We start from the raw sequence: 23,595 nt of genomic DNA on the forward strand, positions 1-23,595 counted from the left end.
TGCAGTTTCGCGCAGATGCCGGCGCGGGCAACGTGACTTTCGTTCATTGGCCGGGGGCGGCCCTGCCGCGAGCATGGGTGCCACCCTCCGATGTCCGAAGTCCTCGTCCGCCCGCCCATCGCCACGGTCGTGCAGCAGCACGCCGAGGAGTGCGCGATGCTGCGCCACATCCGCTCCGTGCTCGTGCGCGCGCCGCACGTGCGCCTGCGCCACCTGCGCCGGCTGGACGACCGCATCGCGGCGCACGCGGACGGGCTGGCCGTCGCGGGAGCCTATGGCACGCGGCTGTGCACGGAGGCGCTGGAGCGCGTCGGCGCGGGCGTGGTGTTCGCGCTCGCGCTGCGCGTGATCGACGAGCGCGACGATCGCGCGCTGCAGCGGCTCGTCGCGCTGGCGGCCGCCGTCCCCGAGGCGCAGCGCGGCCTGCTGTCGGCCTTCGGCTGGGTATCGGCGGCGCAACTGCAAGGCATCGTGCGCGCGCTGCTGGCGGCGGACGATGCGCAGCGGCGCGGGCTCGGCATCGCCGCCTGCCGCCTGCACCGCGTCGACCCGGGTGCCCTGCTGGGACACGCGGTGCAGGACGAGTCGCCGGCGCTGCGCGCCGCCGCGTGGCGCGCGGCCGGCGAACTGGGTCGCACGGACCTGCTGGAGCCCGCGCTCGCCGCGCTGGCGGACCCGGACCGGGCCGCGGCCTTCGAGGCCGCTCGCTGCGCCTGCCGGCTCGGGGACCGCCACGAGGCGCTGGGTGCGCTGCTCGCCATCGCGGGCGGCGCGGGCGAACACGGCGAGCAGGCGTGGCGATTGCTCCTGCTCGCCACGGAGTTCGGCCGCGCGCGCGAGCTCGTGCGGCAACTCGCGCAGTCGGCCGCGCCGGATGCGAAGCACAGGCGCCGCGTGATGGCGGCCTGCGCCCTGCTCGGCGACACCGGCTACGTCCCCTGGCTGATCGAATGCATGGGCGACCTCCGGCTCGCCCGCCTTGCCGGGGAGGCGTTCTCCCTCCTCACCGGCGCCGACCTCGCCGCGCTCGACCTCGAACGCAAGCCGCCGGAGAATCTCCCCGGCGGTCCCACCGAAGACGCCGAGGACGACGACGTCGACCTCGATCCGGACGAGAGCCTCCCGTGGCCCGATCCGGAACGTGTGCTGCGCTGGTGGCAGGCGCACGCGGCCGCACTGCCGGCGCAGGGGCGCTGCTTCATGGGCAAGCCCCCGGACCGGGCGCACTGCGGCGAGGTCCTGCGCGAAGGCTTCCAGCGCCAGCGCTTCATCGCAGCCGACTTGCTGGTGCTGTGCGCGCCGGGGCACCTGCTGTTTCCCGTGGGCGCACCGTCCTGGCGCCAGCAACGCCTGCTGGCGACGTGACTTTCGGTCATTGCCCCGCGGGCTCCCGCGGGCCAGCATGCCCGGGTCGCGAAAGGGAAGCACGATGTCACTGACCCTGCGCGCGGTGTCGCTGAACGACCAGCCGCTCACCCAGCCCATCACCGCGCAATTCGATGCGCACGGCGGCACCATCGGAAGGGCCGACCACAACACGCTGGCGCTGCCCGACCCGGAGCGGCACATCTCGCGCGAGCAGGCGGAGATCGTGGCGTTCGGCAGCGGCTTCGTGATCCGCAACGTCGGCAGCTCCAACCCGATCCTGGTGCGCAACCAGCCGCTCGCCCGCGGCGAGTCGACGCCGCTGGTGCACCAGGACCAGGTGCGCATCGGGCGCTACCTGCTGGAGGTGTGCGAAGAGCAGGGCGCCAGCGCGGAGCCGACCTTGCAGCCGGCGCGGGAGGACAGCCTGCCGCGGGGACGCGAGGCGCCGGCCGCTCCGCTGTCCCCCGACAATCCCTTCGCGGACCTGCTGGCGCCCGCGACACCGGTCGCACCTTGCGCAGCCGCGGCGCCCGGCGCGCCGGCCACGCCCTGGCCCGCGCGGCTGCCGGACGACTTCGATCCCTTCGCTGCACCGGTCGCAGCCGTTCCCGCGGCGCCGGCTCCCGCCGCGGCCGCGAAGGGCGTGTTCGACGACCTGGTGCCGGCCGCGGCGCCGTCTTCCCTCGACGCGATGTTCGGCCTGCAGGGCGGGGCGGGCGGCGATCCGCTGGCGGCTTTCATCGCCGACGTGCAGCCCGCGGCGGCGCAGGACACGCCGCGCCCCTCCACCGATCCGCTGGTCCTCTTCGGCGCGCCGGCGCCGGCGGCGCCGCCGCCGGAAGTCGCACCGGACCGCACGCCGGAAGTGCGCGCGGCCTTCACGCCGCCGCGCCCCGTGGTGGCGCGGGCGGCCGAGCCGCCGTCCCCGCCGACGCCGGTGCCGGTGCCGGTGCCGGTGCCGGGTCCGCCGGAGCTGCCCGCCGCCGCGCCGCCATCGGACGCGGAAGCGGCCGCCCTCTGGCTGGCGTTCTGCGAAGGCGCCGGCGTGCGCATCGTGCCGGCGCAGGGCGTGTCGCCCGAGCTGCTGCGCGGAGCGGGCGCGCTGCTGCGTGCGGCGATCGACGGCACGCTGCAACTGATCGCGGTGCGCGCGGCCACGCGCCAGGAACTGCACGCCCAGGTCACCGTGATCCAGGCGCGCAACAACAATCCGCTGAAGTTCTCGCCCGACGGGCAGGCCGCGCTGGAGCAGTTGCTGCAGCCGCCGGTGCGCGGCTTCCTGGCCGGTCCGGCCGCCGTCACCGAAGCGATGGACGACCTCGTCGGCCACGCGATCGGCACCATGGCCGGCACGCGCGCGGCGCTCGAAGGCGTGCTGGCCCGCTTCGGGCCGCGCCCGCTGGAGGACAAGCTGGCGGGCCGGTCGACCCTGGCGAGCGTGCTGCCCATGGCGCGCAAGGCGAAGCTGTGGGAGCTGTACCTGCAGCACTACCAGGGCATCCGCGAGGAGGCGCAGGAGGACTTCCACGCCCTGTTCGGCAAGGCCTTCGTCGAGGCCTACGAGCAGCAGCTGGAACGCCTGCAACGCGAGCGGCCGCGCCGCTAGGAGGGCCGATGGTGGAGATCGCCGTCGCCAGCCGCAGCGAACGCGGCCAGCGCAGCACGAACGAGGACCGGGTCGCGGTCTGCCGCGCGGGCCCGCGCTGGATCGCCGTGCTCGCCGACGGCGCCGGCGGTCACCGCGGCGGCGCCGAGGCGGCGCACTGTGCCGTGGAGCACCTGCAGGAGGCCCTGCGGGCCTGCGACGGGGCCTTCGATCCCGAGGCGCTGACGCAGGCGGTGCTCGCTACGCACCGCTGCGTGCTGGACGCGCAGGAATCGGGCGCCGGTCCCCGCGGCATGCACACGACGCTGGTGGTCCTGTGGATCGACGCCGGCTCCGGCCGCGCCCTGTGGACCCACGTGGGCGACTCGCGCCTCTACGTCGTGCGGCGCGGGGCGCTGCGCCAGCTCACTTCCGACGACAGCGTGGTGCAGCGCATGGTGGACGCCGGCCTGCTGACGGCGCAGCAGGCGCTGGTGCACCCGTACAGGAACCAGCTCGTCGCCGCGCTCGGCGTCGCCGGCGAACTCGAGCCGCACACGCAGCGCAGCGCGGTGCAGCTGGAGCCGGGCGACGCCTTCCTCCTGTGCAGCGACGGCTGGTGGGGCGCGCTGAACGAGGCCGCCATCCTGGGCAGCCTGGCCGATGCGGACAACCCGGAGGAATGGCTGGCGACGATGCAGGGCGCGATCGAGTCGCTGGCGCAGCCGCGGCAGGACAACTTCAGCGCGATCGCAGCCTGGGTCGGCCAGCTCGCCTGAGACCACGGCCCGGCTGGATGAAACCAGTGGAAACAGTCCTGTCTCGCGGGCGGTCTGTTGCGCTTCAATGCCTCCGCATTCCCATAACCCTACCATCAGGAGACAGGTCATGAAGCACGTGATCGCGCTTGCGACGATTTGCTGTATGGGGTTGCCGGTGCTGGCGCAGCAGACGCCGGCGGAGGAGCCGGGCTGGGCCAAAGGGCGCCCGAAGTCGGAGACGGCGATGAAGATGGCGCCGGTGCCGGCGTTCCCGATTCCCACGGCACCCGACAAGCTGCCCACCTCGAAGTTCAAGCTGCCGCCCGGCTTCAAGGTCGAGACCTGGGCTTCCGGCGTACTGGACGCGCGCGGATTGCGCCAGGGACCGAACAACACCATCTTCGTCAGCACGCTGTTCGTGGGCAACAAGGTCTACGCGATCCCCGAAAGCGGCAAGCGCGAGGCCAAGGTGATCATCGACAAGATGCCGATGGCCGCCGGCATCGAGTACTACAAGGGCTCGCTCTTCGTCGCCACCAACACGAAGATCATGCGCTACGACAACGTGGACGGAAAACTCGACAATCTCGGCGAACCGAAGGTGATCTACGACAAGCTGCCCGGCGGCGGCGACCACAGCTGGAAGTACCTGCGCATCAAGGACGAAAGGCTGTACTACGAAGTCGGTGCACCGTGCAACATCTGCGATCCGGGCGAGTGGGCCAAGCTCTACAGCATCAAGCTCGACGGCTCCGACCTGCAGACCATCGCCTCGGGCGTGCGCAACACGGTGGGCTTCGACTTCGATCCCAAGGACGGCACGATCTGGTTCACCGACAACGGCCGCGACTGGTTCAGCGAAGAGTTGCCCAACGACGAACTGAACCACATCACGCAGCCCGGCAAGCAGCACTTCGGCTACCCGTACTGCCACCAGGGCAACATCCCCGATCCCGAATTCGGCTGGGGCAAGTCGTGCGACGACTACGCCAAGCCCGCCGCGCTGCTCGGGCCGCACGCGGGTTCGCTGGGGCTGAAGTTCTACACCGGCAAGATGTTCCCGGCCAAGTACCAGGGCGCGATGTTCATCGCCCGCCACGGCCCGTGGAACCGCACCAAGAAGTACGCCGACGTCTCCGTCGCCTTCAAGGACGGCAAGGGCGGTGTCCGGGTCGAGCCGTTCATGACGGGCTTCGTCGAGAACAACAGCTACCTGGGTCGTCCGGTGGACTTCCTGATCCTGAAGGACGGGTCGCTGCTGGTGAGCGACGACCACGCCGGCGCCATCTACCGCATCAGCTACGGCAAATAGTGGCGAACGCCGGCATTGCAGTCTGGATGTCCGGCGCGGTGTTGCTGGCCGCGGCGCTGGGCGCGCCGCCGGCCGGCGGGCAGCAATCCCCGAGGAAGCCGGGCACGGCGGCGAGCGCGCCGGCAGCGGCCGCCGCCAAGGCCCCGGCCGCTTCCACCAACTACGCGCAACGCTTCGCGACGCAGTGCGCCGCCTGCCATGGCGCCAACGGGCGCAACGAGCCGCCGCTCATCCCGGTGCTGGCGGGCCAGCCTTCGCTGTACGCGATCACGCAACTGTTCCTGTTCCGCGAAGGGCGGCGTGGCGCCGACACCATGGCCGTCATCGCGAAGACGCTGACCGACGACGACCTGCGCGGTTTCTCGGACTTCATTGGCACCTTGCCGCCCGTGCCTGCCCCGCCGCCCGTCGCGCCGCCCGACGCGGCCCGCATGGAGAAGGGCAGGGCGCTGGCGCAGCAGCACAAGTGCCTGTTCTGTCACGGCGCCGAACTGGAGGGTGGCCAGCAGGTGCCGCGCATCGCGGGCCAGCACGAGGACTACCTTCGCATGACCTTGCGTGGCTTCCAGTCCGGCGCGCGTCCGGCGTACACGCAGGCGATGCCCGCCGCGGTGAGCCAGATCCCGGTGGCCGACCTGGACACCCTGGCCTACTACGCGGCGCGGTTTTCCGTCGCGGCGCCCAAGGCGGCGGGCAAGTAGCGCCGCGCTCGCGCTTCAGCGCGGGCTGCCCGTGAGCAGGCGGGCGAACTCGGGGCCGTCCGGCAGCCCGCGCATGATCTCCAGCGCGTCCTGGCTGCCCTCCGGCGTCAGGCGCCACCACAGGGTGCAGCCGGCCAGCCGCGCCGCGAATTCCTGCGCCGCGACCGCCTGCAGCCAGTCCGACAGGGGCGCCGCCCGGCCCAGGCGGTAGCGTGTCGTCGGCTCCTGCCCCTCCGTCGCGAGCGCGCTCGCGCGCCCCGGCGTGGGCCAGGCCGGCGCCGCCTGCAGCGCGGATTCCAGCGCATCGACCGAGCCGCCGCGGTCGTCCAGCGTCTGCACGGCCGCCTGGGCGAGGTGTTCGAACCAGCGATCCAGGTGGTCCAGCGCGATGCGATCGCGCGGCGCCTGGTCGCGCGGGTGCGCGATCAGCAGCGGGTAGTAGCGGCCCACGGCGTCGCAGCTGGGCATCAGCAGGCCGAACCACCAGCGCCGGTCGACCACCCCCGGGGCCCAGCCGAAGCGCAGCAGCGGCGCGTTGAGGTACACCGCCAGCCAATGGTCGCCGAGCGCGGCCCGTGCGCCCGGCATCGCCTGCGCCAGCCAGGCCTCGCAGGCGCGCAGCCATTCGGGCGGCAGGCGCCGGTGGGCGAAGTCGCCGAGCATGGACAGCTTGCCGTACCAACCCGGCACGGCGTCGAAGGAGGGCGGGGGCGACATGGCCGTCTCAGAGTCCGGTGGGACAGGCGAAGTCGCTCAGCTCGCGCAGGCGGAAGGGGTTGCGCACGCTGTTGGCGGTCACCTCGAAGACCGCCTTGCGGCCGTCGACGTCGAAGGTGGCGCGGAAGCGCTCCGGCACGCTGCCGGGCTCGATCTTCACGCGGTCGAACAGGCGCAGCAGCGCCCAGGGTCCCTCGAACACGGCGCCGAAGGTGCTGCCGGTGGAGGGCGGGTTCACCTGCACGCGCACCTGCATGCTGCCGCGCGGGCCCGGCCACTGCACGGTGGTGGGGATCTGCGGGCCGTGGTCGTACTGCACGACCTGGCCGTCGACGTCGAGGATGAACTGGCGCAGGCTGGCGTCCATCTCCACCGGCTTGAACTGCAGGCGCAGCGAGGGCGCGTTGCCGGCCGGGAAGAAGGTCTCGCGGATCGCCTGCGCGCGCTGGAACTGCGGCAGCGAGCCGTTGTCGGCGCCGAGCGGGATGCCCTCCACGGTGCGGAACTTCCAGGGCCGCGCGCTCGTGTCCACGTAGGCGGCCAGCTTCTGCTGGAACAGCTGGTCGATCTTGCCGCCGGGGCCGAACAGGAGCGCGAAGTCCGCCTGGGTGGCGTCGCGCCCGGAGGCGCGGTCCAGCGGGTAGCGCCCCGCCACCGCCTGCTGGCAGAACTCGCCCACCTGCGATCGCACCTCCTGCCCGAGGTTCTGCCGCACCAGCAGCTGCGCCACCTGGCCGCTGTTCTGCGACAGGTTGTCCAGCATGGAGCGCACCGGCTCGGGCATGCGCGCCGCCTCCGACTTCACCCTGTTCGGCAGCGGCGAAGGCGGCGGCGCCGCACCGCCCTTCACCGCGCTGTCCACCGCGTTGAGCAGCACGTGCACCTCGCCGATCAGCGCGATCGTGTCGTCGAGGGGCGCCTTGCCCCCTTCCGGCGCGGTGACGAACCGGCGCAGCGCGGCGAAGCGGTCGTCGACGATGGCTTCGATGCGCGGGCCGCTTTCGGTCTTGCGCTGCGCGAGCAGGTCCGACAGCGCCTTGCGGCCCTTCTTGAGGGCGTCGGTGGCCGTGTCGGTGCCCTTCTCGATCACGTTGCGGCCGCCGGCCGCCAGCAAGGTGGTCTCGCGCGACATGGCCTTCATGAGCGGCGGCAGCGGGCTGTCCGGCGCCGACAGCAGGCGCGCCATCTGGACGGCCTGCGGCAGGCCCGGCATGGGCTGCAGCCGCACGTCGGCGACGAAGGCCTGCCACACCGTGGAGTACTCGTTGAGGTAGATGCGGCGCACGTCGTCGAGCAGCTGGTCGCTGGCGACAACCGCCGCGGCCGGGTCCTGCGGCGTCGCCGCCACCCCGAGCACCCAGCCCTGTTCGTCGGCGAGCTGGCGGGTGACGCGGGTGACCTCCTTCTGGAAGCCGCGGTGGTAGCCGTCGTAGGTGAAGAGGCCCGGAACGCCCTTGGTGAGCGGCAGGCCGCTGGCGCGCTGGAACACCAGGGCCGCGTTGTTGCCCGCCACCTTCACCGCGGTGAACTCGGGGAACTCGCTGCCCAGGCCGCGATGGCGCATGCGCTGGTAGATGCGCAGCGGCAGCTGCACGCTCGCGAGCCGCGCGCGGTGGAACTCCACCAGCGTGCGGTCCTCCGGCAGCGAGGAGACGGCGGGGCCCTGCGCCAGCAGCGCATCGAGGTGGGCGGTGAGCTCCGCGCGCTGCTGCGGGTCCAGCGAGCGGCCGAACTGCGCGTCCCAGTCCGCCTCCACGTAGGCCTTCAGCGCCTCGGCGTCGAAGTGCTGGATGTCGTGCAGCATCAGGTAGGCCTTGAGCGCCTCGTACTGGCTGTCCATCGCCGCGCCGGCCAGACGCAGCTGCTCCTCGATGCGCAGGCCGATGCGGGGCAGCACGGCGTCGACCAGCATGCGCTCGTAGGCGCGGTGCGCGGCGCTCTCGAGCTTGCGGCCCTGGTAGAGGCCGCTGCCCAGCGTCCAGGGCACGTGGTCCTGGCCGCCGGCGAGGCTGCGCGTCGCCGCGAGCGCCGGCAGCAGCGGCTGCAGGTCGGGCGTGGCGCGGTTGGGCGTTTCCTGCACCAGCTGGCGCACGCGCTCGGCCCGGCCCGCCACCAGGTCGACGTAGCGCCGGTTGTTGACGTAGCTGAAGGTCCACGCGCCCAGCGTGCCCACGGTGAGGACGCCGATGGCGGCATAGGCGCCCGCGGCCAGCCAGCGCCGGCGGCGCTCCCACTTGAGGTTGGTGCCGGCCAGGCCCTGCTCGGCGAACACCACCTCGCCCATGAGCCGGTTCAGGAAATAGCTCTTGCCGCTCGCCCGGTTGGGCGCGAGCACGGCGCGTTCGAGTCGGTAGCTGCGCGCGATGGAGCCCAGCACGCGGTCGATCGGCGTGCCTTCCTGCGTGCCGCTGATGAAGTAGAAGCCGCGCAGCAGGCTCTCGGGTTCGTAGGTGGAAGGGGCGAACGCCGCCTCCAGGAACTCCTGCAGGGCGCCGCGCAGGGCGGCGAACTGGCTGGGGAAGCCGTAGATGCGCGCGCGGGCGCGCGGGTCGCGCTCGCCCTGCAGCCGCTCGATCAGCCCGTCGGACAGCCTTTGCAGCAGCGCGTCGAACTCGGGGCCGAAGCGCCCCGGCGCCTGGCCGGCCTGCTGCAGCGGGAAGGTCGCCCCCCAGGGGGTGGCGCGCTGTTCCTTGTCGATGGTCGCGAAGTAGTCCACGAAGCCGGCCAGCAGGTCCGACTTGGTGACCAGCACGTAGACCGGGAAGCGGATCGCGAGGTGCTCGTGCAGTTCGTTCAGGCGCTCGCGCACGGTGGCCGCGTAGTGCGCGCGCGCGCCGGCGTCGCGGGCCAGCAGGTCGCTGGCCGACACCGTGACCAGCACGCCGTTGAGCGGCTGGCGCGGCCGCGCGCGGCGCAGCAGGGCGAGGAAGCCGCCCCAGGTGGCGCGGTCGTTCTCGCGGTCGCTGTCCTGCGTCACGAAGCGGCCGGCCGTGTCGATCAGCACGGCCTGGTCGGTGAACCACCAGTCGCAGTTGCGCGTGCCGCCCACGCCGCGCAGCGCCTGTTCGCCCCCGTTGCCGGCCAGCGGGAAGTTCAGTCCGCAGTTGTGCAGGGCGGTCGTCTTGCCCGAGCCCGGCGCACCGACGATCAGGTACCAGGGCAGCTCGTAGAGATAGCGGCCGCGCAGCCGCGCCGCCCAGCCGGAAAGCACGCCGCCGCGGCCGAAGCGCGCCCGCTGCAGCGCGCCCATGGCCTGCTCGAAACGCTGGCGCACCGCCTTCAGGTCCGCGCTCTCGGCTTCCGCGCGCTCGCCGGCCGGCGCGGCCGCCAGCAGCTGGTTCACGACGGCGGCGTTGCCGCGCCCGGCGCGCCAGCGCTTCCACGCCACCAGCGCGACCACCAGCACGCCCAGCGAGGCGATGGCGATCCAGCGCGCCGATTCCGTCTCCAGCGGGCGCCGCTCGGCGATCGCGACCAGCGGGCCGACGATCCAGATCGCCACCCCCAGGGCGAGCAGCACCAGGGCCAGCAGCAGCCAGCGGTTGAACACCAGTCCGAGCAGCTTCTTGATCATTTCGCGGGCGCCGTGGGCGGGCTGCCGTCGCGGCCGACCACGAGCGTGATCTCGACCCGGCGGTTCAGCGCGCGGTTGCCGGGCGTGTCGTTGGCCACCAGCGGTTCCGCGTCGGCCCGCCCTTCGGCGCGGATGCGCTCGGGCGCCACCTTGCGGGCCACCAGCAGCTCGCGCACGGTGCGGGCGCGTTCCTCCGACAGGTGCCAGTTGGAGGGGAAGCGGGCCGTGCGCGCGATCGGCTGGTTGTCGGTGTGGCCGGTGACCAGCACGGCGCCGCTCACCTGCGCCAGCGCGTCGGCGATGCGGCCCATCAGCGCCTCGCGGTCCGACAGCAGCGTGGCGCTGCCGGCAGCGAAGGAGCCGTCGCCGCGCAGCGTGACCACGCTGCGGTCCACCTCGTCGCGCACCGCGACCAGGCCGGCCTTGATGTCCGACTGCAGGAACTGCGCGAGCCGCGGCCTGGGCGCGGGCAGCGGCGCGGCCACCACCGGCGGCATCAGGCGCAGCCCCTGGATCTGCCCGAACACGGGATCGGACCGGTTGCCGAGCGAGAACGCGAAGGCGAGATAGCAGGCCACCAGCAGCAGCAGGGAGCCCGCGGCAGTGGCCGCGAGCGGGAGCCAGTCCAGCGCCTTGCCGCGGCGCACGGCCTGCCCGGCCCAGTGCTGCGCCAGCGCGCGCGGGAAGTCGCCGCGCTGCTGCCGCAGGATCTGCGCGAGCCTGTCCCGCACGGCTTCAAGCTGCGCGCGGCCGTTGTCGACCACGCGGTAGCGGCCCTCGAAGCCCAGCGTGAGCGCGGCGTAGATCAGTTCCAGCAGGTCGCGGTGGGCGTCGGGCTTCTCGGCCAGCCGCGCCATCAGCTGGAACACCTTTTCGCCGCCCTCCGTCTCGTTGTGGAACATCGTGAGCAGGGTGTGCCGGGCCCACACACCCTGCCCGCCCCAGGGCGTGCCGGCCGCGGCCTCGTCGATCATGGTGCACAGCACGTAGCGCGCCGCCATCACGCGCTCCGGTGCGATGCCCTGGGCGGCGGCCTGCGCCGCGAAGTCGCGGATCCCCTGCGCGAGCGCATTGCGCAGCGCCTCCACGTCGTCCACCGCGCGCGTGGCGCGCAGCTGCGGAACCACCAGCAGCAGCCGGTTGGCGAGCGCCAGCAGGGGGTTGAGCCCGTGGTCCGAGGGCGTTTCCTCGGGCAGCGGGCCGGCCGCGGGGTCCGGAAGGCGCGCGGGGGCCGCGGCCTGTCCTCCCGGGTTGGGCTTGACGAAGGTGCGGTCCTTGTCGTCGAAGTCGGCGAAGGGGTCCCTGACCGCGAAGCTGTCCATGGCGCGCGGCTCCCTACTGGCGGATCGCCCACAGTTCGAGGTCGAGGCCCGGGAAGTCGCCCGCCACGTGCATGGCCAGGCTGCCGCCGCGCTCGATCTGCTTCCACAGCTCGCCGCCGCGGTCGATCTCGAAGTAGTGGAAGCCGGCATGGAAGGGCAGCTGGCGCGGCGCCGTCGGCAGGGAGCGCAGCGCGAGGCCGGGGAGGGCCAGGTTCACGAGGTCGCGCAGGCGTTCCGGCGGCCCGAGCTTGGACTGCGCCGGGAAGCGCGTGCGCAGCTGCTCCGCCGGCATCTGCGCGTTGGCGGCGAGCACGAACAGGGCGCTGCGCGCGAGCTCCGGGTCGGGAAAGACCGCCATGCGCACGCCGTGGTTGCGCTCGGCCAGGTCGATCTGCACGGCGTTGCGTTCGAGCACCGTCGACAGCATGCGGCGCAGGTCGGCGATCACCGGCGTGAAGGTGGCCTGCAGGTCGTCGTGGCGGTACAGCGGATGTTCCGCGGGGCAGCGTCCCTCGCCCGTGAAGGTGGACAGCTCGCCCGCCAGGGCGAGGCAGGCGAGGTGCAGCGCCTGTGGCGACGTGGTCGGCGCCAGTGCGTGCTGGCGGAACACCGGCTCGGCGCGGTTGAGCGCCTGCAGCATCAGGAAGTCCGCCATCTCCGACACGCCGTGGCTCGACTGCCCCATGCGCGCGGCCAGTGCGCGCGCCCGCTGGCGGACCAGGCCGTGCAGCAGCGAGGCGTGCGCGGACAGCTGCTGGCTCGCATCGATGCGGGTCTGCGGCGCGATGTAGCCGCGGTCGACCACCACCTGCCCGTCGCTGCGGCGTTCCAGGACGCGCGCGACGCCCAGCAGGGCGTGGGCATCGGTGGCCTCCTTCGCGCGCAGCAGCCGCAGTTCCAGCGCGCCGGTCTGCACCGGCTCGGGCTCGTCGGCGGCGTTGGTGTGGTCGCGCAGTTCCTCGCTGGTGGCGCGCCAGCGGCACAAGTCGGGCGCGCCGGCGTCGTCGTAGCGCACCTGCGTGACGCCCTCGCGCGCCAGCGGCACGGCCAGCAGCACCATCTCGCCCTTCATGTCGGCGGGGATCTCCAGCGGCACTGGCGGCGCGTCGTGCTGCGGCACCGAGAAAGGCGTGCCATCGGGGAGGAGGCCGGCGGCGCGGCTGATGCCCACGCGGCCCACGGCGAGCAGGCCTTCGTCGAGCGCCAGCTCGAAGAAGCCCCACGCGTGCGGCCCGGTGGCGCGCAGGCGCATGTCGGCCTCGTATTCCACGTGCCGGGCCTCCTGCTGGAAATGGTGCGGCAGCAGGAACATGCCCTGCGACCACAGGACGCGGCTGTGCAGGCTCATCGCAGTGCCCCCGAGGTCGTCACTTCGTGGGCTGCGCTGCCCGCCGGGGGGGCGTTCGCGCCTTCGGGCGGCCGGGCGGCGCTCATCTGCCGCCGGCGAGCGCCGCCTCCACCGAGAGCTGGCCGGCCTTGATCACCACGTTGTGCATCTGCCCCGGCTGCACCGGCACGATGCTGCGCCAGCGGGCGTGCTCGACGTCGCGGAAGGCCGCCACCACGCCGAGGAAGCGCGTGTCGGGCGCCAGCGTCTTGGCGAACTTCTTCGATTCGCCGGGCGCGAGCATGAACTCTTCCTTCGCCAGCAGGTCGGCGCCGAGCTCTGCCTTGTCGCGCTGGTAGAGCGACATGAAGTCGGCGCTGTTGAAGGCCGCGGCCGTCTTCAGCTCGTACACGCGCAGCAGCAGGGGCGAGGGCCGCTGGCTGCTGCTGGGATTGAGCTGCGCCGAAGCCTCGATGGTGCCGGCGACCTGCGCCGGCTTGGGCGGCGCGCTGGCGCAGGCGGCGAGCGCCAGGACCATGCCCGCCGCCGCGGCGCGCTGGAAGACGAAGATTCTCACGGTGCCGTTCCTCCCGTCTGCTGGGGTCAGGATAGTCACAGGCCGCGCGCGAGCCTCGTGACTTAGGTAATCGGCGCGACCGGGTTCTCCCCGCGTGCGGCAGGGCTGCGCAAGCTCGTGCGCAGCGGGCGGTCCTACACTGGGCCATGGGCGCAATACGGTGGGTAGGCTGGATGTGCGCGGCGTTGGCGTGCAGCGCGCTGCCCGCGGCTTCGCAGGAAGCGGGCTCACCGCTGTCCGCCTGCGTGGCGGCCCTGCGCAAGGACCTGCCCGCGCACCGCGACGTGTCGGCGCAGACCTTCGAGACCTATACCCGCGACGCGCAGGACCTGCGGCCGGTGATCGAGAACGCGACGCGCGCCCAGCCGGAATTCCAGATCCCCATCTGGGACTATCTCGCGCGCCGGGTGGACGCCCAGCGCATCGAGGAAGGACGCGCGCTGCTGCAACTGGAAGCCGCGGCCCTCGAAGGTATCGCCCGCACCCACCGGGTCGAACCCGCGGTGGCGGTGGCGGTCTTCGGCATCGAGACCGACTACGGGCACGTCCGCGGCCGCTACCCGGTGGTCGACGCGACGCTCAGCCGCGCCTGCCTCAACCTCGGCAGCCGCGAGCGCAAGCAGCATTTCTTCGACGCCCTGTGGCTGCTGCAGGAAGGCGTGGTGCGGCAGGAGGATTTCAACGGCTCCTGGGCCGGCGCCTTCGGCATGACGCAGTTCATGCCCGGCACCTTCCGCCAGCACATGGCGGACGGCGACGGCTCCGGCAGCTCCGACATCGTGCACAGCGTGCCCGACGCGCTGGCCACCACGGCGCGCTACCTGCGCAGCATGGGCTGGGCCGACGGGCAGCGCTGGGGCGTCGAGGTTCGCGTGCCCGAGGCCCTCGCGCAGGCCGGCGCGGCGCAGAGCGAACACGGCTGCCTGGCGAGCGCCGCCCCGTCGGGCAAGTGCCGCAGCGCCCAGGCGTGGAGCGATGCGGGCGTGACCCGCATCGACGGCTCGCCGCTGCTGCAGCCGGATCCCGCGGCGGGCCACGTGGACGGATCCACCCCGGCGGCCCTGCTGATGCCCGCCGGCGCGCCGGGGCCGGCCTGGCTGGTCACGCCCAACTACCAGGCCATCTGGCGCTACAACCGCGCCGATACCTATGCGCTGGCCATCGGCCTCCTGTCCGACGCCCTGCGTGGCCTGCCGCCGCCGCAGGCCGCCTGGCCGACCGACGACCCGGGGCTGTCGCGGGTGCAGTTCCGCGAGCTGCAGCAACTGCTGCTGGATCGCGGCCACTGCGAGATGCGGGTGGACGGCTCCGAGGGCCCGCGCACGGGCGCCGCGATCCGGGCCGAGGAGGAGCGGCTCGGCTGGCCGCCCACCGGCCGCGCGGGCAGCAAGCTGCTCGCCGCCCTGCGCGAGGCGCGCACCGAAGCCGCGGCGTGTCCCGTGGCGGGACGTTGATCGCTCTCCTGCCTCGCTTACATCCCGTGCGGTAACCGCACGTTTCTGACGCGAACGGCCGCGATTGTTGGCCTACATTCGGGCCGCAAATCAGGATTGGGAGTTATGCACATCAAGGAGTTCTCCGCCCGCGTGGTGACCTTCAAGCTCGCGGCGGCCCTCGAGAAGTACGAGATGGACCTGCGCACGCTGGCGGACAGCTGGTTCGACGCGGAGCTGTTCCGCCGCCTGCAGCAGGAATTCGGCGACCTGCGGATCCTCGGCGCCTCGCTGCCCAAGCTGTCGGTGGGCTGGGTCGAGGTGCTGGTGTCGCGTGCCAGACTGCTGCAGGCGCTGGGCGGCCGCTCCGTGACGCTGCTGGCGGCGCTGCAGGAGCACCTGGCCGCCGTGGAAGGACTGCACCGGCGCTGCCTCCGGTCGATCGGGGCCGAGACCGTGGCTCCCGTGTGAGCATGAGGGTGACGTACGTCAGCAAGGGTGGAACCGGCCCGGCCTACGAGATCGAAGCGGACCGGCACGGCAGCTACACGATCCGCTGCGAGGGCCGCGTGGTGAAGCGCGTGACGGCGGTCAGCAGCTACGTCGGCCGCCCCGTGTGGGGCAGCAAGAAGCTGCAATTGGCCGCCATCGAGGAGGCGAAGGCGGCCATCGAGGCGCACCACGCACTGGAGCACTGAGGGCGGCGCGGCGCGGAGCGGCGGCTTCAGGTCCCGCGGCCCCAGTAGCCGCAGTACCGGCGCGCGATGAACTGGATGTTGTTGGCGTACCCCGGCCAGTTCTCGTAGCCGGGCAGCTTGAATTCCTTCTCGGCCGTGTCCCAGCACTTGCCTTCCTGCGCCATCTTCTTGATCTCGGCCGAGGCCTTCTGCAGCAGCTCCAGCTGGTCCGCCGCGTCCTTCTTGGTGCCGAGCCGGTCGCCGGGGCCGGGGTGGCCGGGAATGAAGCGGTCCCAGTCCAGCGCCATCGCCTTGCGGATGAACTCCTCGGCTTCGACCGGATAGAAGTCGATCATGCCGCGGCCGGGCACCTGCGCCACCGGGATGGTGTCGACGATGAAGGCGAGCTTCTCGCGTGGCAGCAGCATCACGATGTTGGTATCGGAGTGGTTGGCGCCGAGGTACTTCAGTTCCAGCGTGGTGCCCCCCAGCGAGAGCGTGCGGCCCTCGTCGCCGAAGACCTCGTCGGGCAGGGGCGTGTGCGGGTCGTTGATCGGCGTGAGCCGCTCGCGCACGCGCTTGTGCGCGACGATGGTGGCGCCCGCATCCTTGAACGCCTTGCCGCCGGCGATGTGGTCGAAGTGGTGGTGGCTGTAGACGAGGTAGCGGATCGGCTGGCTGGTCACGCTGCGGATCGCGTCGACGTACTGCTGGCCGCCGGTGGGCCGCCCGTAGGCGACCGGGTCGGTCGCGATCACGCCCGCGGGCGTGACGACGAAGATCGACTGGTGGTTCTGGTTGCGGAAGATGTAGACGTTCTCGGTGCCTTCCACCTTGGTGACGGCGATGGCGGGTCGGGCGGGCTGCGCGGCCGGGGGGGCCGCGGGGGCCGCGGGCGGCTGCGGCGCCTGGGCTTGCGCCGCGGCGAGCAGCGGCAGTGCGAAGAGAAGGCAGGCTAGCGTTCGTTGCATGACGGTCCTCCTGGTGCGGCGCCATTGCCGAGTTCCTTCGGCTGCAGCGCCGAAAGCGCGCGGATCATGGCAGAAAGGCCTGCGGGCGAAAAGGGGTCCTGACCCGAGGCCGCCCCGTCCTTCCCCGCGCGTTCGAGGGGGCGGGATGCGGCCGCGATAATCCACGCCATGCCCTCGCCCTTCGACAGCGCCAGCATCACGCATGGCATCCAGCTCGCCGTCGCACCGGTGTTCCTGCTGACGGCCGTTTCCGGAATGATCGGGGCCGTCGCGGGCCGGCTGGGGCGCATCATCGACTACGGCCGCCAGCTCGAACAGCGCGCGCTGGCCTCCAGCGACGCCGACTTCGTGGCCCGGGCGGGACGCGAACTGGGCGGGCTGCGCCTGCGCGGGCGCCTGGCCAACGGATGCATCGCGCTGCTCACGGCCTGCGCCGTCCTGATCGGCGTGACGATCATCCTGCTGTTCCTCGGCGAGACCGCCTCGCTGCGCGTGAGCGGGTGGGCGGTCGCGGGCTTCCTGCTGGGGATCGCATTCTTCCTGCTGGCGCTGCTGTGCTTCCTCGCGGAGACGCTGCTGGCGACGCAGGTGCTCAACTTCCGCCTGCCGCAGGTGCCCGGGGGCTCCTAGCTACAGCATCGCCAGGGGCGTCGGCCCCTCCGGCGGCGGGAGCAGGCGATCGAGTTCTTCCAGCTGCGCCGCCGACAGCGGCCGTTCCAGCGCGCCGGCGTTCTCCTCCAACCGTTCGCGCTGGCCCGTCTTCGGGATCGCGATGACGCCGTCCTGAGCCAGCAGCCAGGCAATGCAGACCTGCGCCGGCGTCATTCCATGCTGGCGCGCGAACGTCGCCAGCGGTCGCGTGCGCAGCAGCCGCGCCTGCTCCAGCGGCGAGTACGCCATCACCGGCACGCCGCGCGTGCGCAGCCCGGGCAGCAGGTCCCATTCGATGCCGCGCCGGCCGAGGTTGTAGAGGACCTGGTCGGCCTGCGCCGCGGCGCCGCCGGGCGTGGACTCCAGCTCCCGCATCCCCTCCGGGTCGAAGTTGCTGACGCCCCAGTGCCGGATCTTGCCCTCGCGGCGCAGCGCCTCGAAGGCTTCCACCGTCTCGGCCAGCGGCACTTCGCCCGGCCAGTGCAGCAGGTAGAGGTCGATCGTGTCCACGCGCAGCCGCCGCAGGCTGGCCTCGCAGGACCGCCGCATCGCGCGGCGCGAGGCGTTGTACGGGTAGACCTTGCTCACGAGGAAGACCTCGTCGCGCCGCCCCGCGATCGCCTCGCCCACCAGTTCCTCGGAGCGACCGTCGCCGTACATCTCGGCGGTGTCGACGAGCGTGAGGCCGAGATCGAGGCCGCGGCGCAGCGAAGCGATCTCCCCGGCGCGCAGGCGCGGCGCGTCGCCGAGGTTCCAGGTGCCCTGGCCCAGGGCGGGGACCGATTCGCCGCAAGGCAGGGTGATGCGTTTCATGCGTCGAGCTCCGGGTAGTGGCGGAAGATGCCTTGCTCGTTGAAGGCCAGCCGGCGCTCGCTCGCGAGGTAGGCCGCGAGGCGGCGCAGCCGCGGCACGCCCGCGTGCACGGCGGCGACGTGCGGCGTCTTCTTGAGCGCGCGGCGTGTCGCCTTCGGAAAGGCATACAGCAGGCCGTCGACCAGCTGGAACAGCGAGAGGTCGACGTAGCTCAGCCGCCCTCCCACGAGCCGGGGGAGTTCGCGCCGCGCATTGCCGGCGTTGCGCGCCAGCACGGCCTCGAACCAGCCCAGGAACTTCGGCAGGCGTTCGCGGCGGAAGTCCGCGGCGCGGCGCAGCGCCTCGGGCTTCTGCTCCTCGTAGTAGAGGCCGCCCGCGATCGGGTGGTGCGTGTTGTGCGCCTCCTGCACGAGGTCGGCGACGGTGAGCTGGATCTGGTGGGCCCAGAGCCGGTCTTGCTCGCGTTGCGGCACGAGGCCCAGGCGCGGACCGAGGTAGAGCAGGATCGCTGCGGTCTGGTCCACCACGGTGCGTCCGTCGACGAGGAAGGGGCAGGCGAAGGGCGGGCGCGGCACCGACGGGTCTTCCAGCCAATGCAGCATGGCGGGCACGCCGAGCCCCTGCTGCTCATCGCCGCGGCAGACGTCGACGTAGTCCGCCGCGGCCGCTTCGAGCGCGAGCCGCACGAATTCGCCGCGCCCCGGGATGCCGGGCCAATAGTGGAGTTCATAAGCCATTCGCCACTATAGGGAGGCCGCGCAGTTCCTTCAGGGCGAGTTCTCTTGACGGCTCCTGGTGCGGATGGCACAACGCCGAGGCTCGACCGCCGTCTGTCTTTCCCACTCCACATCAACGAAAGACCTCCATGCGCTCCTCCGCACCCCTCGTGGCCATCGCCTGGCTCGGCCTTCTGGCCGCGGGCGCCCTGCAAGCCCAGCCAGCCGCTTCGCCGGCGCCATCGGATGGCAAGCCGCCGCCCTCGTGGCAGCAGGGCCGCTCGGCCGCGCAGGAGAAGTCGCCGCTGCATCCCTTCGCCCCCATCCTTACCGGCCGGCCCGCGAGCGAGCTTCCGGTGGACAAGCTGAAGGTCCCCCCCGGCTTCAAGGTCGACGTCTGGGCCGACGGCGTGCCCGAGGCGCGTTCGCTCGCGCTGGGCGACAAGGGCACGGTCTTCGCGAGCAACCGCAACCTCACCGACGTCTACGCGATCACCGACCGCGGCGGCAAGCGCGAGGTGAAGAAGGTCCTGAGCGGCCTGAAGTCGCCCAACGGCATCGTCTTCAGCAAGGGCACGCTCTATGTCGCCGAGCGCCATCGCATCACCCGCTACGACGGCATCGAGGACCGGCTCGACAACCCGCCCGAGGCCAAGGTCGTCGTCGACAACCTCGATCCCACCAACCAGCCGGGGCACTTCTGGAAGTACCTGGCGATGGGGCCGGACAACAAGCTGTACTTCAACATCGGCGCGCCGGGCAACATCGTGATGCCCAGCTACATGCAGGCCACGGTGATGCGGGTCGACCCGAGGACGGGCACGCTGGAAACGGTCGCTTCGGGCGTGCGCAACTCCGTCGGCATGGACTTCCACCCGAAGACGAAGGAGCTCTGGTTCACCAACCACGCCCGCGACTGGGTGGACGACGACACGCCGGCCGACACGCTGCACCGGGTCTCGCGCAAGGGCATGCACTTCGGCTATCCGTTCTGCCACCAGGGCGACTTCACCGATCCGGAGTTCGGCGGCAACCGCTCCTGCGCCGAATTCGACAAGCCGGCGGCCAAGCTCGGCAGCCACATCGCGCCGCTCGGGATGCGCTTCTACACCGGCGGGATGTTCCCGGCCGACTACCGCGACAACATCTTCATCGCGATGCACGGCTCCTGGAACCGCACCACGAAGCAGGGCTACAACGTGATGCGCGTGCAGGTGGACGGCAAGGGCGGCGTGAAGATGACGCCCTTCCTCGAGGGTTTCCTGCAGGACGCCAAGGCCGACCCGCCGATGTGGGGCCGCCCGGTGGACGTGCTGCAGATGCGCGACGGCTCGCTGCTGGTCTCCGACGACTACAACGGGGTAATCTATCGCATCAGCTATGCGAAGTGAGGCGCGCGCCCGCGCGGCGCGTTGCCTGGCAGTGGCAGTACTCGGCGCGGCGGCGGTGGCGGCCGCCCGCGCCGAGGTCGATCCCCAGACCTGTTTCGCCTGCCACGGGCCCAACGGCAACTCCGTGAATCCCGCGGTGCCCTCGTTGGCGGGCCAGCCGGCGCAGTTCATCGCCACCCAGCTGATCATGTTCCGCGAGAAGCGGCGCGGCGACCCGCTGATGTCGCCCATCGCCGCGCCGCTTACCAATCCGGAGATCAGCGCCCTGGGCAAGTTCTTCGCCGCCCAGGCCCATGCCGCGCCGGCGACGAAGCCGGCGGAGAACGTCGCCGCCGCCGGCCGCCGGCTGGCCGAGGACTACAACTGCGTGGTCTGCCACGGCCCGGCGCTGAAAGGGCAGCAGCACATCCCGCGGCTCGCCGGGCAGCAGGCGGAGTACCTGCGCGTCCAGCTGCGCGGCTTCCTGGCCGGAACGCGCTTCGACATGGACGGCAACATGACGTCGGCGGCGCAGCGCCTCAAGCCGGGCGACGTCGACATCCTGGCGGAGTACCTGGCAGGACTGGAATAGTCACTGTTGCGGCGGTGCCCAATCCTTTGTCGCCGACTGCACGGCACTTGTCGCGCGAGCGCCTAAGCCTGCACGGCAGTTGATGTCCATCAAGGTTTTCCCGAATCCCGAGGGATAAGGTGTACCCCAGATGCACCTTAGGCATCGAATTCAAGGAACCAAGATGACCGCCCGAACCCAGATCGCTGGTCTGATCCGCGCCACGCAGGTACTCGCCATCGCCGCGGCCCTGTGCGCGCCCCTCCTGTCCCTGGCCGCTCCCAAGGCGCCCGCCGCTGCCAAGGTGGCCGGCGACTTCGGCCCGCCCCAGGGCGCGCCGATCAAGGCCGTGCTCACCAGCCCGCCGCACGTCCCGCCCCCGATCAACCGCAAGTACCCGGCCAAGGTCATCGTCGACCTCGAGGTGGTCGAGAAGACGATGCAGATCTCCGAGGGCGTGAACTACACGTTCTGGACCTTCGGCGGTTCCGTGCCCGGCAGCTTCATCCGCGTGCGCCAGGGCGATACGGTGGAATTCCACCTGAAGAACCACCCGAGCAGCAAGATGCCCCACAACATCGACCTGCACAACGTGACCGGCCCCGGCGGCGGCGCCGCCTCCAGCTTCACCGCGCCCGGCCACGAATCGCAGTTCACGTTCAAGGCACTCAACGAAGGCATCTACGTCTACCACTGCGCCACCGCGCCGGTCGGCATGCACGTGGCCAACGGCATGTACGGCCTGATCCTGGTGGAGCCGCCGCAGGGCCTGCCGAAGGTCGACCGCGAGTACTACATCATGCAGGGCGACTTCTACACGACCGGCAAGTACCGCGAGAAGGGCCACCAGCCCTTCGACATGGAGAAGGCCATCGACGAGAAGCCCACCTACGTGCTGTTCAACGGCGCGGAAGGTGCGCTGACCGGCGACAAGGCGATCAAGGCCAATGTCGGTGAAACCGTGCGCCTGTTCGTCGGCAACGGCGGCCCGAACCTGGTCTCCAGCTTCCACGTGATCGGCGCCGTGTTCGACGAGGTCCGCTTCGAGGGCGGCAGCAACGTGCAGAAGAACGTGCAGACCACGCTGATCCCGGCCGGCGGCTCCGCGGTCGCGACCTTCAAGGCGACCGTGCCCGGCAGCTACGTGCTGGTGGACCACTCCATCTTCCGGGCCTTCAACAAGGGCGCGCTGGGCATCCTGAAGATCGACGGCAAGGAAGACAAGACGATCTACTCCGGCAAGGAAGTGGACTCCGTCTACCTCGGCGACCGGGCCAACCCCAACCTCGCCGCCGTGACGACCGCCACGCAGAACGCCGCCGCCGGCAAGCTGACGCTGCAGGACCAGATCAAGGCCGGCCAGCAGCTGTTCGCGGGCACCTGCTCCGTGTGCCACCAGGCCAACGGCGAAGGCCTCCCCGGCGTGTTCCCGCCCCTGGCCAAGTCCGACTTCCTCGGCGACGCCAAGAAGCTGGTGAACGTGGTGCTGAACGGCCTCTCCGGCAAGGTGACGGTGAACGGCAAGGACTACAACTCGGTGATGCCCCCGATGAACCAGCTCAATGACGACGAGGTGGCGAACATCCTGACCTACGTCCTGAACAGCTGGGGCAACCCGGGCGGCAGCGTCTCGACCGAAGACGTGAAGAAGGTCCGCACCCCCGGCGCCAAGGCCCAGGCCGAGCACTGAGAGAGCAGACAGGAGAGCGCATCGTGAAACGCCTGCTCGCCGTCATCGCCCTCGCCGCCTGCACGGCGGCCCCGGCGGCGGAGTACGTCATGCTGCCGGGTGGCCGTTTCGAGAGCGTGCTGCCGCAGGGATCGTCGCCGACGGCCTCGACGCCGGTGGACGTCAAGCCCTTCGCGATGCGGACCACGCCGGTCACCGCCGGCGAGTTCGCCCGCTTCGTGGCCACGCATCCCGAGTGGCAGCGCGGCCGCGCGGCGAAGGTGATGGCCGATGCGCGCTACCTGTCGAAGTGGGCGACGCCGCTGCAACCGGGGGCTTCGGTCCCGGCGCAGTCGCCCGTGACCGATGTCAGCTGGTTCGCCGCCGGCGCCTTCTGCGAAGCGGAAGGCGGCCGGCTGCCGACCTGGCTGGAATGGGAGTACGCCGCGGCCGCCGACGCCACGCGCGCCGATGCGCGCCGCGACCCGGCCTGGCAGCGCAAGATCCTCTCCTGGTACGAACAGACCACCCCCGCGATCCTGCCCGCCGTGGGCGGCGCGCCCAACGCCTACGGCGTGCGCGACCTGCACGGCGCGGTGTGGGAATGGGTCGACGATTTCAATGCCCTGTTCATCGCCGGCGACAGCCGCACCCAGGGCGACCCCGACAAGCTCAAGTTCTGCGGCGCCGGTGCCCTCAACATCATCGACCGCGACAGCTACGCGGTGCTGATGCGCATCGCGCTGCTGTCCTCGCTCAGCGGCGCCGACACGACCGGCACTCTCGGCTTCCGCTGCGTGCGGGACCTGGAAAGTACGCCATGACGAATACCCTCCCGCGGCGCCGCGAGGCGCTGCTTTCGCTCGCGGCCCTGGCCGCATTTCCCTCCCTCCTGCAGGCTGCCGAACTCCCTGCCGACTCGATCTACCGCCTCGACGCGAAGCTGGAAGACCAGGACGGCCGGGCGCTGACGCTCGCCTCGCTGCAGGGCGCGCCGGTGCTCGCGAGCATGTTCTACACCGGGTGCAGCATGGTCTGCCCCATGATCTTCGAGACCGTGCGCGCCAACCTGCAGGCGCTGCCCGCGCGCGAGCGCGATGCGGTGCGGGTGCTGATGGTCAGCTTCGACCCCGCGCGCGACACCATCGCCGTGCTCAAGAAGACGGCGCAGCAGCACGACTGCGACAGCCGCTGGACGCTCGCGCGCTGCAGCGAGGCGACGGCGCGCAAGGTCGCGGCGGTGCTGGGCATCCAGTACCGCAACCTCGCCGACGGCGAGTTCAACCACTCCAGCACGATCACCGTGCTCGACCCGCGGGGCCGCATCGTCGCCAAGACCGGCAAGATGGGCGAGGTCGACAAGGCGGTCGTCGCCGCACTGCGCAAGATGCCGCCACGCGGCTGACCTAGGAAGAACCCCGAGGCGCGCGGCGGCGCGCAAGGCTAGGCTCCGGCCTCCCGCAAGCCGAAGGAGGATCGC

At 71.7% G+C, this 23,595-nt stretch carries 22 protein-coding genes; 14 read left to right on the forward strand and 8 right to left on the reverse strand.

The window, feature by feature from the left end:
• Positions 1 to 90 precede the first annotated feature (90 nt).
• The 5 genes from JJ685_RS16985 (at position 91) to JJ685_RS17005 (ending at position 5,727) form a co-directional block, all read left to right on the forward strand.
• Entirely contained in the window at positions 91 to 1,365 is a 1,275-nt protein-coding gene (locus JJ685_RS16985) for a TIGR02270 family protein (protein ID WP_201675511.1), read from the forward strand.
• A 64-nt stretch (positions 1,366 to 1,429) separates the two neighbouring features.
• Positions 1,430 to 2,974, forward strand: coding sequence for a type VI secretion system-associated FHA domain protein TagH (tagH, locus tag JJ685_RS16990; RefSeq protein WP_201675512.1), 1,545 nt, complete (start codon positions 1,430 to 1,432; stop codon positions 2,972 to 2,974).
• A gap of 8 nt (positions 2,975 to 2,982) precedes the next feature.
• On the forward strand, positions 2,983 to 3,732 hold the full coding sequence (locus JJ685_RS16995) for a PP2C family protein-serine/threonine phosphatase (RefSeq protein ID WP_201675513.1): 750 nt from the start codon (positions 2,983 to 2,985) through the stop codon (positions 3,730 to 3,732).
• Positions 3,733 to 3,841: 109 nt separating this feature from the next.
• Entirely contained in the window at positions 3,842 to 5,026 is a 1,185-nt protein-coding gene (locus JJ685_RS17000) for a PQQ-dependent sugar dehydrogenase (RefSeq protein ID WP_201675514.1), read from the forward strand.
• A 26-nt stretch (positions 5,027 to 5,052) separates the two neighbouring features.
• Positions 5,053 to 5,727 carry a c-type cytochrome gene (locus JJ685_RS17005; protein ID WP_201675515.1) on the forward strand — a complete coding sequence of 225 codons (675 nt, stop codon included), beginning with the start codon at positions 5,053 to 5,055 and terminating at the stop codon, positions 5,725 to 5,727.
• A 15-nt stretch (positions 5,728 to 5,742) separates the two neighbouring features.
• Here the strand turns inward: JJ685_RS17005 and tagF are convergent, their stop codons facing one another.
• The 5 genes from tagF to tssJ form a co-directional block, all read right to left on the reverse strand.
• Positions 5,743 to 6,444 carry a type VI secretion system-associated protein TagF gene (gene tagF / locus JJ685_RS17010; protein ID WP_201675516.1) on the reverse strand — a complete coding sequence of 234 codons (702 nt, stop codon included), beginning with the start codon at positions 6,442 to 6,444 and terminating at the stop codon, positions 5,743 to 5,745.
• A 7-nt stretch (positions 6,445 to 6,451) separates the two neighbouring features.
• Positions 6,452 to 10,018 carry a type VI secretion system membrane subunit TssM gene (tssM, locus tag JJ685_RS17015; protein ID WP_201675517.1) on the reverse strand — a complete coding sequence of 1,189 codons (3,567 nt, stop codon included), beginning with the start codon at positions 10,016 to 10,018 and terminating at the stop codon, positions 6,452 to 6,454.
• Complete coding sequence (locus JJ685_RS17020; protein ID WP_201675518.1) at positions 10,015 to 11,340, reverse strand: DotU family type VI secretion system protein; 1,326 nt, start codon at positions 11,338 to 11,340, stop codon at positions 10,015 to 10,017. The genes tssM and JJ685_RS17020 overlap by 4 nt, the downstream gene beginning before the upstream one ends.
• A 13-nt stretch (positions 11,341 to 11,353) precedes the next feature.
• The gene (gene tssK, locus JJ685_RS17025; protein WP_201675519.1) at positions 11,354 to 12,688 is read right to left on the reverse strand and encodes a type VI secretion system baseplate subunit TssK; all 1,335 of its coding nucleotides are present in this window, start codon (positions 12,686 to 12,688) and stop codon (positions 11,354 to 11,356) included.
• 82 nt (positions 12,689 to 12,770) lie between these two features.
• Entirely contained in the window at positions 12,771 to 13,244 is a 474-nt protein-coding gene (gene tssJ, locus JJ685_RS17030) for a type VI secretion system lipoprotein TssJ (protein ID WP_330901791.1), read from the reverse strand.
• A gap of 173 nt (positions 13,245 to 13,417) precedes the next feature.
• Between tssJ and JJ685_RS17035 the strand changes: the two genes are divergently transcribed.
• The 3 genes from JJ685_RS17035 to JJ685_RS17045 all read left to right on the forward strand — a co-directional run bounded on the left by JJ685_RS17035 (position 13,418) and on the right by JJ685_RS17045 (position 15,375).
• A complete protein-coding gene (locus tag JJ685_RS17035; RefSeq protein WP_201675520.1) occupies positions 13,418 to 14,698 on the forward strand; it encodes a lytic murein transglycosylase in 1,281 nt (426 codons plus the stop codon).
• Positions 14,699 to 14,803: 105 nt separating this feature from the next.
• A complete protein-coding gene (locus JJ685_RS17040; protein ID WP_201675521.1) occupies positions 14,804 to 15,148 on the forward strand; it encodes a hypothetical protein in 345 nt (114 codons plus the stop codon).
• Between the two features lie 2 nt (positions 15,149 to 15,150).
• Positions 15,151 to 15,375 (forward strand): hypothetical protein, encoded by a 225-nt coding sequence (locus JJ685_RS17045; RefSeq protein ID WP_201675522.1) that lies wholly within the window; start codon positions 15,151 to 15,153, stop codon positions 15,373 to 15,375.
• A 26-nt stretch (positions 15,376 to 15,401) separates the two neighbouring features.
• On the opposite strand, the gene JJ685_RS17050 is transcribed toward JJ685_RS17045, so the two are convergent.
• Positions 15,402 to 16,325, reverse strand: a complete 924-nt coding sequence (locus JJ685_RS17050) for an MBL fold metallo-hydrolase (protein ID WP_201675523.1) — start codon at positions 16,323 to 16,325, stop codon at positions 15,402 to 15,404.
• Between the two features lie 168 nt (positions 16,326 to 16,493).
• Here JJ685_RS17050 and JJ685_RS17055 point away from each other — a divergent pair, with 168 nt between their 5' ends.
• Positions 16,494 to 16,955: a DUF2721 domain-containing protein gene (locus tag JJ685_RS17055; RefSeq protein WP_201675524.1), complete on the forward strand. Its 462-nt coding sequence runs from the start codon at positions 16,494 to 16,496 to the stop codon at positions 16,953 to 16,955.
• Here the strand turns inward: JJ685_RS17055 and JJ685_RS17060 are convergent, their stop codons facing one another.
• Both JJ685_RS17060 and JJ685_RS17065 read right to left on the reverse strand, forming a co-directional pair.
• On the reverse strand, positions 16,956 to 17,789 hold the full coding sequence (locus JJ685_RS17060) for an aldo/keto reductase (RefSeq protein WP_201675525.1): 834 nt from the start codon (positions 17,787 to 17,789) through the stop codon (positions 16,956 to 16,958).
• Positions 17,786 to 18,526: a glutathione S-transferase gene (locus JJ685_RS17065; RefSeq protein WP_201675526.1), complete on the reverse strand. Its 741-nt coding sequence runs from the start codon at positions 18,524 to 18,526 to the stop codon at positions 17,786 to 17,788. Before JJ685_RS17065 ends, JJ685_RS17060 begins: the two co-directional genes overlap by 4 nt.
• 128 nt (positions 18,527 to 18,654) lie before the next feature.
• On the opposite strand from JJ685_RS17065, the gene JJ685_RS17070 reads away from it, so the two are divergent.
• From JJ685_RS17070 to JJ685_RS17090, 5 genes are all read left to right on the forward strand, one after another.
• Complete coding sequence (locus tag JJ685_RS17070; RefSeq protein ID WP_201675527.1) at positions 18,655 to 19,896, forward strand: PQQ-dependent sugar dehydrogenase; 1,242 nt, start codon at positions 18,655 to 18,657, stop codon at positions 19,894 to 19,896.
• A gap of 31 nt (positions 19,897 to 19,927) precedes the next feature.
• Positions 19,928 to 20,467 carry a c-type cytochrome gene (locus tag JJ685_RS17075; protein ID WP_201675528.1) on the forward strand — a complete coding sequence of 180 codons (540 nt, stop codon included), beginning with the start codon at positions 19,928 to 19,930 and terminating at the stop codon, positions 20,465 to 20,467.
• A 163-nt stretch (positions 20,468 to 20,630) separates the two neighbouring features.
• The gene (nirK, locus tag JJ685_RS17080) at positions 20,631 to 22,136 is read left to right on the forward strand and encodes a copper-containing nitrite reductase (protein ID WP_201675529.1); all 1,506 of its coding nucleotides are present in this window, start codon (positions 20,631 to 20,633) and stop codon (positions 22,134 to 22,136) included.
• Positions 22,137 to 22,156: 20 nt separating this feature from the next.
• Complete coding sequence (locus tag JJ685_RS17085; RefSeq protein ID WP_330901801.1) at positions 22,157 to 22,939, forward strand: formylglycine-generating enzyme family protein; 783 nt, start codon at positions 22,157 to 22,159, stop codon at positions 22,937 to 22,939.
• Positions 22,936 to 23,520: an SCO family protein gene (locus JJ685_RS17090; protein WP_201675530.1), complete on the forward strand. Its 585-nt coding sequence runs from the start codon at positions 22,936 to 22,938 to the stop codon at positions 23,518 to 23,520. The genes JJ685_RS17085 and JJ685_RS17090 overlap by 4 nt, the downstream gene beginning before the upstream one ends.
• Positions 23,521 to 23,595 lie beyond the last annotated feature (75 nt).

The organism is Ramlibacter monticola (assembly GCF_016722785.1).
Classification (GTDB): Bacteria; Pseudomonadota; Gammaproteobacteria; order Burkholderiales; family Burkholderiaceae_C; genus Ramlibacter; species Ramlibacter monticola.

Excerpts from the sequence above, each read along its gene's own strand:
- JJ685_RS16985 (WP_201675511.1), top strand. The coding sequence starts at position 91 with ATGTCCGAAGTCCTCGTCCGCCCGCCCATCGCCACGGTCGTGCAGCAG.
- tagH (WP_201675512.1), top strand. The coding sequence starts at position 1,430 with ATGTCACTGACCCTGCGCGCGGTGTCGCTGAACGACCAGCCGCTCACC.
- JJ685_RS16995 (WP_201675513.1), top strand. The coding sequence starts at position 2,983 with ATGGTGGAGATCGCCGTCGCCAGCCGCAGCGAACGCGGCCAGCGCAGC.
- JJ685_RS17000 (WP_201675514.1), top strand. The coding sequence starts at position 3,842 with ATGAAGCACGTGATCGCGCTTGCGACGATTTGCTGTATGGGGTTGCCG.
- JJ685_RS17005 (WP_201675515.1), top strand. The coding sequence starts at position 5,053 with ATGTCCGGCGCGGTGTTGCTGGCCGCGGCGCTGGGCGCGCCGCCGGCC.
- tagF (WP_201675516.1), bottom strand. The coding sequence starts at position 6,444 with ATGTCGCCCCCGCCCTCCTTCGACGCCGTGCCGGGTTGGTACGGCAAG.
- tssM (WP_201675517.1), bottom strand. The coding sequence starts at position 10,018 with ATGATCAAGAAGCTGCTCGGACTGGTGTTCAACCGCTGGCTGCTGCTG.
- JJ685_RS17020 (WP_201675518.1), bottom strand. The coding sequence starts at position 11,340 with ATGGACAGCTTCGCGGTCAGGGACCCCTTCGCCGACTTCGACGACAAG.
- tssK (WP_201675519.1), bottom strand. The coding sequence starts at position 12,688 with ATGAGCCTGCACAGCCGCGTCCTGTGGTCGCAGGGCATGTTCCTGCTG.
- JJ685_RS17035 (WP_201675520.1), top strand. The coding sequence starts at position 13,418 with ATGTGCGCGGCGTTGGCGTGCAGCGCGCTGCCCGCGGCTTCGCAGGAA.
- JJ685_RS17040 (WP_201675521.1), top strand. The coding sequence starts at position 14,804 with ATGCACATCAAGGAGTTCTCCGCCCGCGTGGTGACCTTCAAGCTCGCG.
- JJ685_RS17045 (WP_201675522.1), top strand. The coding sequence starts at position 15,151 with ATGAGGGTGACGTACGTCAGCAAGGGTGGAACCGGCCCGGCCTACGAG.
- JJ685_RS17050 (WP_201675523.1), bottom strand. The coding sequence starts at position 16,325 with ATGCAACGAACGCTAGCCTGCCTTCTCTTCGCACTGCCGCTGCTCGCC.
- JJ685_RS17055 (WP_201675524.1), top strand. The coding sequence starts at position 16,494 with ATGCCCTCGCCCTTCGACAGCGCCAGCATCACGCATGGCATCCAGCTC.
- JJ685_RS17060 (WP_201675525.1), bottom strand. The coding sequence starts at position 17,789 with ATGAAACGCATCACCCTGCCTTGCGGCGAATCGGTCCCCGCCCTGGGC.
- JJ685_RS17065 (WP_201675526.1), bottom strand. The coding sequence starts at position 18,526 with ATGGCTTATGAACTCCACTATTGGCCCGGCATCCCGGGGCGCGGCGAA.
- JJ685_RS17070 (WP_201675527.1), top strand. The coding sequence starts at position 18,655 with ATGCGCTCCTCCGCACCCCTCGTGGCCATCGCCTGGCTCGGCCTTCTG.
- nirK (WP_201675529.1), top strand. The coding sequence starts at position 20,631 with ATGACCGCCCGAACCCAGATCGCTGGTCTGATCCGCGCCACGCAGGTA.
- JJ685_RS17090 (WP_201675530.1), top strand. The coding sequence starts at position 22,936 with ATGACGAATACCCTCCCGCGGCGCCGCGAGGCGCTGCTTTCGCTCGCG.